At 66.8% G+C, this 13,473-nt stretch carries 8 protein-coding genes; 6 read left to right on the top strand and 2 right to left on the bottom strand.

Annotation, left to right across the window (positions count from 1 at the left end):
* The first annotated feature begins 289 nt into the window (after window positions 1–289).
* Entirely contained in the window at window positions 290–1,594 is a 1,305-nt protein-coding gene (locus RMP10_RS00550) for a GGDEF domain-containing protein (protein WP_310568573.1), read from the top strand.
* 86 nt (window positions 1,595–1,680) lie between these two features.
* On the top strand, window positions 1,681–3,096 hold the full coding sequence (locus RMP10_RS00545; protein ID WP_310568572.1) for an aldehyde dehydrogenase family protein: 1,416 nt from the start codon (window positions 1,681–1,683) through the stop codon (window positions 3,094–3,096).
* Here the strand turns inward: RMP10_RS00545 and RMP10_RS00540 are convergent.
* The gene (locus RMP10_RS00540; RefSeq protein WP_310568571.1) at window positions 3,044–4,825 is read right to left on the bottom strand and encodes a serine/threonine-protein kinase; all 1,782 of its coding nucleotides are present in this window, start codon (window positions 4,823–4,825) and stop codon (window positions 3,044–3,046) included. The genes RMP10_RS00545 and RMP10_RS00540 overlap by 53 nt on opposite strands.
* Before the next feature lie 39 nt (window positions 4,826–4,864).
* Window positions 4,865–8,929 carry an ATP-binding protein gene (locus RMP10_RS00535; protein ID WP_310568570.1) on the bottom strand — a complete coding sequence of 1,355 codons (4,065 nt, stop codon included), beginning with the start codon at window positions 8,927–8,929 and terminating at the stop codon, window positions 4,865–4,867.
* A 67-nt stretch (window positions 8,930–8,996) separates the two neighbouring features.
* On the opposite strand from RMP10_RS00535, the gene RMP10_RS00530 reads away from it, so the two are divergent.
* The 4 genes from RMP10_RS00530 (at window position 8,997) to RMP10_RS00515 (ending at window position 13,473) form a co-directional block, all read left to right on the top strand.
* On the top strand, window positions 8,997–9,767 hold the full coding sequence (locus RMP10_RS00530) for a hypothetical protein (protein ID WP_310568569.1): 771 nt from the start codon (window positions 8,997–8,999) through the stop codon (window positions 9,765–9,767).
* A gap of 116 nt (window positions 9,768–9,883) precedes the next feature.
* A complete protein-coding gene (locus RMP10_RS00525; RefSeq protein WP_310568568.1) occupies window positions 9,884–11,371 on the top strand; it encodes a TolC family protein in 1,488 nt (495 codons plus the stop codon).
* Between the two features lie 12 nt (window positions 11,372–11,383).
* A complete protein-coding gene (locus RMP10_RS00520) occupies window positions 11,384–12,670 on the top strand; it encodes an efflux RND transporter periplasmic adaptor subunit (RefSeq protein ID WP_309673223.1) in 1,287 nt (428 codons plus the stop codon).
* A 125-nt stretch (window positions 12,671–12,795) separates the two neighbouring features.
* Window positions 12,796–13,473 carry an ABC transporter ATP-binding protein gene (locus tag RMP10_RS00515; RefSeq protein ID WP_345785762.1) on the top strand — a complete coding sequence of 226 codons (678 nt, stop codon included), beginning with the start codon at window positions 12,796–12,798 and terminating at the stop codon, window positions 13,471–13,473.

Below are 13,473 nucleotides of genomic sequence, written 5' to 3'. Positions count from 1 at the left end.
TCCCGGCGGGATAAGCCGCGTGGGACCGGACGAAACATCCGGCAATGTCTTCCGACTTGCTTGGTCGACCGAGTTTCTAGTGGAGCCACCAAAAGCTGCGTAAGCGAAAGCACCACAGACACTTACCGCACAGAAACTGGACCGTGCAGCCCGATGGCTGCGCGTGAATGGATGAGCGGCACGCCCGTTGCATTGGTGACGGGCGCCACACGTTCGATGCGACGTGGGCGGGAATTCCTTCGGACCGATGGAGGTTCCGGAATCCCGACAAGCATCAAACCCTTTGTTCATGTTCGATCGACTCGCTCTTCGCACACCGTTCTGGGGCGTCATCACGATCCTCGCGTTCGCGGCCGCCGGCTTGTCGGCCAGCGCGTCGGTCGATGCCGTCCCCAACGTCGTGGATGCGGCACCGTTGCTGTCGGCCGCGGCGCTCATCGTCGCGATTGCCGGCTGGCGTCTGCTCCACCGCGAGCTGCTCCATCGCATGCAGGAGGATGAGTCGCTGCGCGATCGGGTCCGTCACCTGCAGGATGCGATGCAGTCGAACGTGGACGGCATGTTCCTGCTGCGCGCCGTGCGCACGGCGGCCGGCGAGATCACCGACTTCGAAATAGCCGACGTAAACGGCAGCGGTGCCGCCACGCTTTATAAAACGCGCGAGCAACTCGTCGGTCGCCGCATCCGTGAGGCATTACCGACGCCGATGGCCGACATGCTCTTCGAGCGCTATGTCGATGCGTTCACGCTACGCACCGCGGTGGTAGAAGAGCTCCGGGTCGACCGCCGCGCGGTCGCTGCGAGTTGGCTCTTTCATCAAGCCGCACCGACCGCCGATGGATTGGCCGTGACGGTGCGCGACGTCTCCTCGCACAAGCGAGATGAACTTCGTATGCGGAAGGCGTGTCTCACCGACGACCTCACGCGCCTGTACAACCGCCGCGGCTTCATGACGCTTGCCGAGCAGCATCTGCGGATTGCGCGCCGACAGGGCAAGGACGCGGTGGTCATGTACGTCGACATGGACGAATTCAAGCAGCTCAACGACAGCCACGGCCACGCCACCGGCGATCGTGCCCTGATTGCCGTGTCGCGCTTGCTGCGCAGTACCGTTCGCGACTGCGACGTGGTCGCGCGCATGGGCGGTGATGAATTCACGATTCTCGCTCTCGACGCCGATGTGATGGGTGCCCGTGCGATCCAGAAGCGCCTCGATGAACGGCTCGCGCTGTTCAACGCGTCGGGAGAACTGCCGATGCCACTGTCGCTCACGGTGGGACATACGCGCGTCCGGCCAAGCGACACGTCATCGGTGAGTGAGTTGCTCGCCCGTGCCGACCAGCTGCTGTACGCCCGCAAGCGTCGCCGTCAGATGACGAAGGTGGCGGAAGCGCGCCAGCGCGAACACGCGCCGCAGCGTGCACCGCGACGTGCGCCACGGCTCACGCCGATGCCGGTCCCGGCCGAGGTGGCCGCGATCGCACGCGCCGCCGCGATGGCCCTCCCGATGGCGTCCGCGTCGATGACATCCGCCGTGTCCTCGATGGCGTCACCCGCCGTTTCGGGCACCTTTCTGCCTACACACGCGGCATGAGCGAAACGGCGTAGGCTCATCGGTACACGCAACACAGTTCACCTCGGCGCTTGACCCTTACGGGGCCAGGCGCCGAGGTTCTTGGTATGATATTCCGCGCAGTAAATCCGGCGACCGGCGTCGCCCTACATGAGTTTCCGCCGCTCACGACGTCAGAACGCGCCGCATTGATCGAGCGCGTGCATCGCCAACAGCAGCAATGGCGTCACACCACGCACGCGCAGCGTACGCCATTCGTCGCCGCCCTCGGTGTCGCGTTGCACGCTCACCGTGAAGCGCTCGCCGAGTGGCTCTCGCTCGAGATGGGCAAGCCGATCGTGGCTGCCCGCGCGGAAGTCGACAAGTGTGTGTCGCTCTGCGCACAAGCGCCGGCGCTGGCACAGGTCGCACTGGCCGACGACGTCCTTCTCCAGGACGACGTGAGCGATGTGCGCATTCAGTACGCGCCACTCGGCTCAGTGCTCGCCATCATGCCGTGGAATTTTCCGTACTGGCAGGCGCTGCGATTTGCCGTGCCCACGTTGCTGGCCGGCAACGGGGTGCTGATCAAGCCGGCCGGCTCCGTGCCCGGTGGTGCGCGACTGCTCGATGCCTGCTTCACCGAAGCACGCGCGACCGCACGTGCCGCCGACTCCTCCATGCCCGATGCACCGTGCCATATGGCCTTCATCGAGGTGGACGCACTCGACGGCGTCGTCGCCGATGATCGTATCGCGGGAGTGACGTTGACCGGCAGTGATCGCGCCGGCCGACACGTAGCGTCGGTGGCGGGACAGCATCTCAAGAAAGTCGTGCTCGAACTGGGCGGCAGTGATCCGTTCATCGTGCTCCCCGATGCCGACATCGCGCTCGCAGCGGCTCAAGCGGTTGCCGCCCGTACCGTGAACTCGGGACAGTCGTGCATCGCGGCCAAACGGTTCATCGTGTGCGACGCCGTATACGACGAGTTTCTGGAGCTGTTCGTGAGCGGCATGCGCGCCCTGCGCGTGGGCGACCCGCGAGATGAAGCCACGCAGATCGGACCGATCGCGACCGAGAGCGTACGCGATGGACTCGCGAAGCAGGTGACCGACTCGATCGCGGCCGGGGCGCGTGCCCTCGTGGGCGGCTCCACCGAAGGGCTAGCGGGATTCTTCTATCCGCCCACGGTGCTGGTGGATATTCCCGACGACGCACCGGCATCGCGCGAAGAGTTGTTCGGTCCGGTGGCATCGGTGTTTCGCGTGGCCGATGTCGATGCGGCGATCGCCAAAGCGAACGACACCCCGTTCGGACTGGGCGCCAGTGTGTGGACGCGTGATCACGGACTCGCCACGAAGTGCATCGAGGCGATCGATGCCGGCATGGTGTTCGTGAACGAGATGGTGGTATCGGACCCGCGCTATCCGTTCGGCGGCGTCAAGCAATCCGGCATGGGCCGCGAGCTCGGCCCACTCGGATTCCGCGAATTCACCAACCCGAAGGCGGTTCGACGGGCTCGTCTTCCTGAACGCCCCCTATGAGTCTCCGCCACCACGGGCGCTGATCTTCCGCACGACGCGTCGCACGCACCACCTGTCGCCAGGCGATACGCATTTCGAGTGCATCTGCGAAGCGATCCTCCATCCGCGCCGCCAGTCCGTTCAGCAGCCACCCACCCAGCGCTTCGGGGAATCCGTCGTCTTCGAGCCGCGCCGCGAGTGAACCGGACAGCTGTTGCGCCAGAATCGTCTCGGCCGGGCCATCGCCGAACGGTGCACGTCCGGTGAGAACGAAGTACACGATGCTCGCCAACGCGTAGCAGTCGGTCGCCGGTCCCTGCGCCTCTCCGAGCAACTGCTCCGGTGCGGCGAACGACGGCGTGCCCGACGTACCGGCACGCTCTTCACCGAGCGCGTACGCGATACCGAAGTCACCGATCCGCCACCGGCGATACCGATCGATAAGAATATTCTCCGGCTTCAGGTCGCGGTGAATGATGCCGCTCGTGTGCGCGGCATGCAGCGCTTCGAGCACTTCATCCACCTGCGGCGCGATTTCTTCGAACTGACGCGGTCCACTGCGCGACACGAGACTGGCCACCGATCCGCCTTCGGCCAGTTCCATTGTGTACCACACGATGTCGCCGCGACTATCGGTATCGTAGATCGGCACGATGGCCGCGTGCGCGAGTTGCGCCGCGAGTCGTGCCTCCCGACGAAAGCGTGCCACCGCCGTGTCATCCTTGGCGATGTGCGGATGCAGCACCTTGATGGCCACTTCGCGCGACAGCGACAGGTCGCGCGCGCGCCACACGCTACCGAACATGCCGCTACCGAGCGGCGCCAGAATTTCGTAGTCGTCGGCCGTGGCCCAGCGCAGTCGCGCCTCCGCCGAGTCGAGCGCCGGCGGCAACTCGTCGCCCTCGGGCGCGATCATCACCTGCCGCACCGACACGTGCCGGTCCATGTCACGCAGCATCGCCGCGATGCTCGGGAAGCGGTCTTCCGGCTTGGGCGCCAGCGCACGCTCCAGTACCGCCGCTAAGGCCTGCGGACAGTCCGGGCGCAGCAGCGAGATGGGCGGTACGTCGTGCTCGGGCGGCGTCTCGCCAGTCAGCATCGTGAACAGCATAGCCGCCAGCTGCCACTGATCGGACGCCGACGTCGGACGCCACTCGGCGGCCGACCACTCCGGTGGCCACGGCGTGTAGGCCGCGTCGGGCTGAAGTCCGGCCGGTCGCTGATCGCGCGGTAGGACCCACTCCCATCCCAGCACCCAGAGTCGTCCGCCCGGCGTGAGCCAGATGGTACTTGCCGAGATCGCGCCGTGCGCGGCGCCGGTGTCGTGCAGGTAGGCGAGCGTGCTCCCGGCCTCACGCAGCACCTGCAGCGCGAACGGGATCGCTTCCGGGCCCAACCGGGTGACGCGCGAATACACCGTTTCCCCGCCGATCCAGCGACGGAGATACCCCGGACCACGACGGCTCTCCTGATAGGAAGCCCAGTAGTGGTACGTGGTGGGAACCGACGGATGATTGCGGTGAGCGAGGGCGCGCGCCTCGTTCTTCAGCCACTCATCGTGGCTCGCATCCGGCGCACTCACCAGCGACAACGACCGCCCGAGCGCGTCGATCACTTCCTGATAGTGCCGATGCTCGCGCTGGATCGCCTCGTGCCCCCACGACCAGCCGGGGGGCAACGACCACGCCTCGAGATGCGGAGCCGGCGACGTGGTTTGCCGGTGGTCGGGAGGAGGCGTGGACTGACTCATGACATGCAGTTTAACGCCCCGAGCGAAGTCATGTGCTGTTCAGCGGCGAGTGGCGCGTCGGAGCGTGAGACGAACCGTCGTTCCGTCCCCCGGCGTGCTCGTCAAGCCGATCGTCCCGCCCCACCCTTCGATCAGCCGGCGGCTGATCGCCAACCCCAGGCCACTCCCACTCGTCCGGGTGGAGAAGTGCGGCTCGAACACCTGCGGCAGCACATCGGCAGGGATGCCGCTACCATCGTCTTTCACGTCGATCACCACGTGCGTGGCCGTGCCTTCCACGTGAACGACGACCGTGCCGGCGCCGGCCAGCCTGGCGTTCTCGAGCACGTTCAGCAGCACTTCTTTCAGTTCGTCTCTCAGGGCCAGCGCGACGACCTGCTCGGCCCCCGGCTCCGGGGCGTCGATGTGCCAGCGAATGCCGGCCTCGCGCTCGCCGTCTTCGCCCAGACGCTCCAGCGCCATGACGTCGAGCACCACCGCTGCGACATCCACCGGTACCGCCGGCGTGCGATCTTCGGGCGCGGTGCCATACCGACTGAACGCCCGCGCGATCTCATCGAGATGATCGATTTCCGCCAGAACGCGCGACACGTTGGTGTCCAGGATCTCGCCAAAATCGCCGCGCTTGTCGCGATACGCGCGCAGCAAGTGCTGCACACCGAGTCGAATCGGCGTGAGCGGATTCTTGATCTCGTGCGCGACCTGCCTCGCCATTTCGCCCCACGCCAGCACCCGTTGCGCCGATGCGAGCTCGGTGACGTCGTCGAGTGTCAGCACGGCACCACTCGGCAATCGCGTGAGTCGTGCGCGCATTTGTCTTCCCAGCACCAGGAGCTCGAACGCTTCCTCGTCGTTCGTGGCCGAAAGGAACGCCACGGAGCGCTCCACAAGTGGAGCGAGCGTGACGGGCAACGAGTGCAACGATACACCTGAGGTGCGCAGCGACACACCAAGCATTGCCTCTGCACGAGGATTGGCGATCAGGATATCGCCACCGGGTGCGGCACCACGTGATACAGACCGCAACGCCAGCACACCGCTGGCCACGTGCTGGAGCACAGCCTCGGTGCGCCTTTGCGCGGCTTCGAGCGCAGCGCGACTGGTGGCCAGATCATCGGCCATCCGCCCGAAGGCGCGATAGACCGGCGCAAACTCCGTCGCCGGCGCGGTGCCGAGCGCGGGGGCCTGACCGCCGGCGGCAATGGCCAGCGCCGCTTCGCGCAACGCGCCGACCGGTCGCGCCAATGACCGCGCGGCGAGCCCACTCGACCAGAGCGCGGCCAGCGCTCCGATCATCGTCGCGAAGAGCAGCAGGATACCGAGATCCTCGCGACGGGCATCGAGCGCGAACTCGTCGCCGCGCGCTGGCGTGGCCAGGACCGATGGGCTGGTCGGCGCGAGGTGCCGGAAGCCCACCAGCGTGCGCGCGTCACCGACCGCGATGCGTCGAGTGGCGAACACGTCGTCGGTGCCGAAGTCGTCCGTACTGAAGTCGCCGGTGCCGAGTGACACCGGCAACAATCGACCAAGCGGTGCGAGGGCATCGAGCAGCGAGTCACTGGCCGTGACAAGCTGACCATCGCGATACAAAAACAGCGGCGCGCCGGTACTCGATGGCGACGTCCCGACCGATCGTTGTTCCTGCTCGGCCGCCGCCACGCGCAGCGTTTCACGGACCAACAACTCGCGCGCCGCGCGGTCATCGTCCTGCAATCGATACCATGCCCAGGCGGCAAAGATGGTCGCCGGCACGATGAAGAACGCGAGCAACGCACCGCTCAATCGCACGCGGTACGAACGCGACCATCGCACCCGTCGCACGCGAAGCAGTCGGCCCAACGCGCCATCAGCGAGTGCCGTCGCCGACCAGAGCAGCATCACCGCGATGACATCGAGTAACACCAGCAGGGCTCCCCGCGGCAGCAACACATCGAGCGTGCGGAGATCCACTTCCACGTGCACGCGCCGCACATCGATGCCCGTGCCGGCGACGCCGTCGCCATGCATCGCGTCGCCACGCCGACGCCATTCGAGAGGGTGCGCGATCGAGTCGCCGGGCAGCGGCACGGCGAGGGCGAGTCTGTAGGGTGCCTCCGTCCCGCGTGCCCCCGTGACGCCGGTAAACGCAGCGAATGGATCGAGCGGGAGCAGACGCGTGCGGGGCGGCACCGCAATCGTCGTCACGACGCTGTCCGGCGCTGGAACCGCGGCCACCAGCAACGTCGTCGGTCCGTCGCCCACGGCGCGGATTTCCACGACGCCGCTCTCGCGCGCCATGGTCGCAATCACGGCCTGCGCGCCGATCGTGTCGTTGACCGGCGCCAGTGACAGCTCCGACACCGGCGTCGTGGAATTGCCTGGCACCCAGCGTGCCAACCGTGCCGGATACCCGGCAAGCGCGAGTTCACTCGCGGCGTATCGTCGTAACAGCGCGTCAGTACTGCGCACCGGACGCGTTTCCTCGCGCATCGCGGTCGCGAACCGTTCGAGCAACCGATACGCGTTCTCGTCGACGGCTTCAATGCGCTCGAGGTCATGTTGTGCGAGCGCCATGCGCGCACGTACCGTGGCGCCCCAGGTGAGCGTCGCCGCGCCGGCGCCGGCCACGACGGCGGCCGCGGCGACCTGCGCGAGACCGCGCCGCGTGAGCGCCAGCGAGCCAATGGCAGCCACCCAGAGCGCCGGATACCACGCCGGCCATCCCCCCGGGGCATCCCACAGGATCGGGGCGAAAACGCCGGTAATGAGAGCGAGCAGCGGTGCGACGCTGGATGGCAAGCCGCGACGAGGGCCGAGGGCGGCCTGCCCCGCTGCCGCACCCGCGAGCAAGATCGACACACCGGCTAGTGCGAGCGCGAGCTGCCATGCGATCCATAACCCGAACCCCGCGCCGGCTGCGGGCAGCGCGATGCCGCGGGCCAGATCGCGCAACAAGAACGGTCCGCCCGACGCCACGATGATCACCACCGCCGCCGCGATCCATCGCGACGGCTTCTGAAACGACGTGCGCAACACGAGCAACAACACGGCGAGGGCCAGGGCGGTGGTCATCAGGAGCGCCGCCACGTTCGACGTGAGCGGGCCACCCATCGCTGCGAAGTAGCTCGCGGGGTCAAACAACGCGCTCACATTCGACAACGCGGTGAGCGGCGCCACCGCGATCGCGAGCACTGCCGCGGCGGCGGCCGCGACGCGCTGCCCAGTGCGCGCCGGTCGGCGCCAGGCGCCGACCAGCATGCCGAGGAGGGCGAGACCAAGGGTCAGATTGGTTCGCGCCCGCGCGCGCTGCAGCAGCGAGAGCTGGGTCTCACCCTCCGAAAAACTCAACGCCCGCACCCGCGCCAACCGATTCGGCCCATCGGGTACCACGACCACCGTCGAACCGACCGCCACGTTGGTCGAGTCCGGTGATTCGATGATCGTATGCGCCACATCGACCCGGCCGGAGAGCGTGCGCAGCAGCGGTCGGGCAAAGCGATCCGCCGGCGGGGCCGACGACACCAGCGCCACCGTCACGGCCTCGACCCGTCCGTCGGCTGAGCGCGCGCGTGCCACTAACGAGGTATGGAACGCGCCGTCCACCAGCCGCACACCGACTGGTGCTCCAGGCATGATGGGTGTGCGCGTCTGACCCGCGCGCGCCACCAGCGTGCCGTTCCGGAACACCAGCAGCGCCGACTCCACCGCACCCTCCAGCGGAGGCGACGCGACGTTCAGCGTGTCCAGCACCCGCTCTTCGGCCACTCGTCGCAATGTCGACGCGACGTCGGTCAGGCTTGCGGCCACGCGCTGCGCCCGATCCTCTCGTTCTCCCGCCGACCACGCCCCCCAATCCCGGCGAACCGAAAAGAGGGTCGCGGTTTCGCCAACCGCCACGGTGACGGTGATCGCGAGTAGCGCGACCGTTGCCGCGGAAATGCCGCGGGGACGTCGCATCGTGTGCAGCATCCACACCGCACTCGCGCTTGCGACGAGCGCCACGACCAGCGACGCCCACCCCGGCGCCTGCTGCCAGAGTGCGCAGGCAACGATCGCGGTGCTAGTCGACGCGACCCATCCCAAAGGCCACGAATCGGCGCGCGCCGCGCGGGGTGATGAGAGCATGGCCCCACAATACCCCGCGAACCCCACCATGGCGAAGGGGCGGGCCTTGCCCGGTTATCATTCCGGTATGGCCCTGTTTCGCCGACTCCGGCGACTTCCCCCCGTGGTATTGCCGCTCGTCGCCATGCTGTTCTTCACCCCCCTGCTGGCGGCAGGGTGGCGAGCGCCAGCGCGCGCGGGATTCGGCGCGCAACCGCCGGCGCAGGCGCGGCTCGACGTCGGCAGCTTCACGCTGCTCGTCAATGGGCAGCGGGCCGGACGCGAGCAGTTCTCCGTGCAACGGGTCACGTCGCAGGACGGCGGCACGCTCGAAGCGCGATCAGAATCCGCGATCGGCGATCGCCGGGTCGCCATGCGCCTCGAGACCGATTCGCTCGGTTCCCCGGTTCGCTATTCCGTCGAGGAACGGCGCGGTGCCGACGTCACCCTGCGTCTGGGCGGTCAACGGGTACGCGGCCGCTTCGCGACGCTGGCCCGCAGTTCGACCGGCGAAGCGGCACGCGAGTACCTGTTACGGCCCGGAGCGGTCGTGATCGAGGACGACGGCATCGTGCAATACGCGCTGCTGGTGCGCGACCGCACGCTGGCCGACGGCACCGGGATCACGCTCCCCAGCCTGACCCCGATCGCCAACAGCCAGGGCGCGGTCCGTGTCGTGCTCGAGACGAGCCGCGATACGATTGTCGTGGCCGGTGTGCGGCGCGAGGCTCGTCGGTGGCGAGTGACCGCCAGCAGCGGCGACCTGCGGCTGGTCTGGGCCGACACCGAAGGGCGCCTGCTCCGACTCTCGATTCCCGCGCGGAACCTCGAGGCCCTCCGAGACGACGTGCCGCGTTGACGCCGTCGGCTGGCGCAACGAGCCGTCGTCTGGACTCTTTGGTCTCACCCGCTGAAACCATCCCGGCGCAGGGTGCGTACGCCCCCCTGACTATGTCCTCCACCCGCTTCGTCCCCATGAGAATTCACGCTTTCGCGCTCGCGCTCGGCCTGGCCGTTGTCGGGACCGTTCCGGTGCTCGCCGCAGCACAGACCGCCCCTGCTCCGGGGGCTGTCATCACGTTGACGGACGCCCTCGCACTCGCGCGCCGGAATAATCCCGCGCTCCAGTCCTCCACCAACGCCCGACGCACGGCCGCCGCGGCGGTCCGCTCCGCGACCGGCGCGTTCATTCCCAGTGTCAACAGCAGTTTCGGCGGAGGCTATCGAGAAGGACGTCCCACGTTCTTCCAGGGTCAGGCCTTCGGTGCCACGAACGATCAGCTGAACACGGACGCCTCGGTGAATGCCAGCCTCCAGCTGTCGCTCGCCACGCTCAATGACCGCCGCGCGGCGCAGGCCAATCAGAACGCGACCGAAGCCGACATCGCCGCCGCCGAGCAGCGCGTGCGAAACGATGTCACCAACCAGTACCTCACGGCCCTGCAGGCGCAGGCTCGGGCGTCGCTGCAGGACACACTCCAGGCGACCACGCAGACGCAGCTCCAGTTGGCCCGCGCGCGGCTCCAGGTCGGTTCCGGCACGCAGCTCGACGTGCAGCGCGCCGAAGTCGCCGATGGACAGCAGCGCGTGGCGTCGTTGAACGCGCGCAATCAGGCCGCCATTGAAATCGTCCGTCTGTTTCAGACGATCGGAATCGACGCGACGCCCAACGCCAAGCTCGACGCCAACCTCGCGGCACCGCCGGCTATCGAGCTCGCCACCATTCTCGACATGGCCCGCCGCACCAATCCGGCCCTCGGCTCATTCCGTGCCCGTGAAGAGTCGGCCCGTCGTTCGCAGGCCTCGGCCCGCGGTGCCTACTTCCCGTCGCTGTCGCTGCAGGCCGGTGTCTCGGGACAAAGCTTTCGCCTTACGAACACTGGGCTACTCATTAGCCAGAGCCAAGCAAGTACCCTGTCGGCGAAAGCCAATTGCATTCGCAGCGAAGAAGTGCGCGACCGTATCGGCCTGCCGAACAGCCTCGCTCAATGCAACGCCATCGCCTTCACGCCAGCACAGGAAGCCGCGATACGCGACGCGCAGGGCAAGTACCCCTTGGACTTCACGCGCAACCCGTACTCGCTGTCTGCCACCTTCTCGCTGCCGGTTTTCAACGGATGGCGCCGCGAGCAGCAGGTCGAGCAGGCCAGTGTGCAACGTCGGAATGCGCAGAACGATGTGCGTGGTCAGGAACTGCGCGTCACGGCCGACGTGACGGCGGCGTACCTCTCGCTGAGCACGGCCCAGCAAACCGTCGTGCTGCAGGAACAGAACGTCCGCACGGCGCGCACCGCGCTCTCGCTGGCCCAGGAACGCTATCGTGTGGGCGCCATCAGCATCGTGGACCTCGTGCAGGCCCGTGGCGACTACGAGCGCGCCGAGACCGACCGTATCACCGCTGTCTACGATGTACAACGGGCATTCGCGGCGCTTGAAAATGCCGTCGGCCGTCCCATCCGCTAACAGAGACCAGTCATGACGAAAGGCGTAAAGTTCGGGATCGGCGGCGTCGTAGTGATCGCCGTTGCTGCCCTTGCAGTAATCAGCGCGAAGAAGAACAGCACGAAGCCGGTGGAAGTGCGTACCGAAGCCGTAGAAGCACGAGATCTCGTGGCCTCGGTGACGGCCAGCGGACAGATTCAGCCGCGTACGAAGGTCGACGTATCGGCCGACGTGACGGGCAAGATCGTGCGCCTCTCCGTGAAAGAGGGCGACTTCGTGAAGAAGGGACAGTTCCTGCTGCAGATCGACCCGGAGCAGGTCACCGCGGCCTTACAGCGCTCGGAAGCGTTCCTTGCCTCGTCGCGGGCCCAGGCCGCGCAGTCGCGGGCCAGCCTGCTGCAGGCGCAGCGCAACTACGAGCGCTCGCTGCAAATCAAGCAGCAGTCACCGGCGCTGATCAGCGACGAACAGCTCGAACAGCTCAAGACGCAGGCTGACGTGAACAAGGAATTGGCGGCGGCCGCCAGCTTCAGCGTGGATCAGGCCGTGGCCTCGGTGCGTGACGCGCGTCAGGCGCTCAATCGCACCACGATCGTCGCGCCGATGAGCGGCAAGATCACTCGCCTGAACGTCGAAGAGGGCGAAACAGCCATCATGGGGACGCTGAACAAGGATGCGGCGACGCTCATGACGATCAGCGATATGAGTGTGCTCGAAACGAAGGTCAAGGTCGACGAAACCGATGTCGCGCGCATCAGCGTCGGTGACTCGGCGCTCATCCAGATCGACGCCTTCCCCGATACCACGTTCGTGGGCCGCGTCGTCGAAATCTCGAACAGCTCGGTCACGAAGTCGGCCGCCGCCAACACCGGCGACCAGGCCATCGATTACGAAGTGCGTGTCGAGCTCGTGAACCCGCCGCAGGACACCCGCCCCGACTTCTCGGCCACCGCGAAGATCGTGACGGCGTCGCGGACCAAGGTGCTCAGCATCCCGATCATCGCCCTCACGGTCCGTGAGAACGAAGACCTCCCGAACGGCGACTCGGCGGTCACCGTCGGCCGTCAGCCGACGAAGGAAGTCGGCAAGCGCGACGTGGAAGGCGTGTTCGTGGTAGGCACCGACAACAAAGTCAGCTTCCGTCCCGTAAAGGTCGGGATCGCCGGCGAGCGTCATTTCGAAGTGCTCGACGGACTGAAGAGCGGCGAGACCATCGTGGCCGGCACGTATCAGGCGATCCGCGAACTCAAGGATGGCGCCATGATCAAGACGGCGATCGTGGAAGACAAGAAGGCGCCGGCAACCGGAAAGAAGCCGTGAGCAAGACTCTCGATGACATCGGACTCAGCACCACCGGGGAACGCCAGGCGGTCACGACCGCCGCCGGCGCCGCCCCCGGGCAGGACTGGGTTATCGTGACCCGTCAGCTCAAGCGACAGTACGACATGGGCGGCGAAATTGTCCGCGCGTTGCGTGGCGTCGATCTGGCCATCCGGCGCAACGAGTATGTCGCGATCATGGGTCCGTCGGGCTCGGGCAAGTCAACGCTCATGAATCTCATCGGCTGTCTCGATACGCCGAACGAAGGCGAGTACTGGCTGAACGGCATGCTGGTCAGCACGATGTCCGACGATGCACTGGCCCGCGTGCGCAACAAGGAAATCGGTTTCGTGTTTCAGACGTTCAACCTTCTGCCCCGCGCGTCGGCGCTGCAGAACGTCGAACTCCCGCTCGTGTACGCCGGCATCTCGGCCGACGAACGGAAGAAGCGCGCCACCGAGGCACTGGAGCGTGTGCAGCTTGGTCAGCGCATGCATCACCGGCCCAACGAACTCTCCGGTGGTCAGCGTCAGCGCGTCGCCATCGCGCGCGCCCTCGTGAATCGTCCGTCCATTCTGCTCGCCGACGAACCGACTGGTAACCTCGACTCGCAGACCTCGGAAGAGATCATGCGCGTGTTCGAAGAGCTTGCGACGCAGGGGCAGACCGTCGTCATGGTCACGCACGAACCGGACATCGCCGTGCACGCCAAGCGCATCATCGTGTTGCGCGACGGCGTCATTTCAAGCGACGAAACGCGGGCCCAGTACGCCCTCAAGATTACCGGTGAGCGCGTGCACTAG

This window comes from Gemmatimonas sp. (assembly GCF_031426495.1).
GTDB lineage: Bacteria > Gemmatimonadota > Gemmatimonadetes > Gemmatimonadales > Gemmatimonadaceae > Gemmatimonas.
This window is presented reverse-complemented; position numbering and strand designations above follow the sequence as displayed.

Bases quoted from the DNA above. Each gene is read 5' to 3' on its own strand.
- RMP10_RS00550 (WP_310568573.1), top strand. From the start codon at position 290: ATGTTCGATCGACTCGCTCTTCGCACACCGTTCTGGGGCGTCATCACG.
- RMP10_RS00545 (WP_310568572.1), top strand. From the start codon at position 1,681: ATGATATTCCGCGCAGTAAATCCGGCGACCGGCGTCGCCCTACATGAG.
- RMP10_RS00540 (WP_310568571.1), bottom strand. From the start codon at position 4,825: ATGAGTCAGTCCACGCCTCCTCCCGACCACCGGCAAACCACGTCGCCG.
- RMP10_RS00535 (WP_310568570.1), bottom strand. From the start codon at position 8,929: ATGCTCTCATCACCCCGCGCGGCGCGCGCCGATTCGTGGCCTTTGGGA.
- RMP10_RS00530 (WP_310568569.1), top strand. From the start codon at position 8,997: ATGGCCCTGTTTCGCCGACTCCGGCGACTTCCCCCCGTGGTATTGCCG.
- RMP10_RS00525 (WP_310568568.1), top strand. From the start codon at position 9,884: ATGAGAATTCACGCTTTCGCGCTCGCGCTCGGCCTGGCCGTTGTCGGG.
- RMP10_RS00520 (WP_309673223.1), top strand. From the start codon at position 11,384: ATGACGAAAGGCGTAAAGTTCGGGATCGGCGGCGTCGTAGTGATCGCC.
- RMP10_RS00515 (WP_345785762.1), top strand. From the start codon at position 12,796: ATGGGCGGCGAAATTGTCCGCGCGTTGCGTGGCGTCGATCTGGCCATC.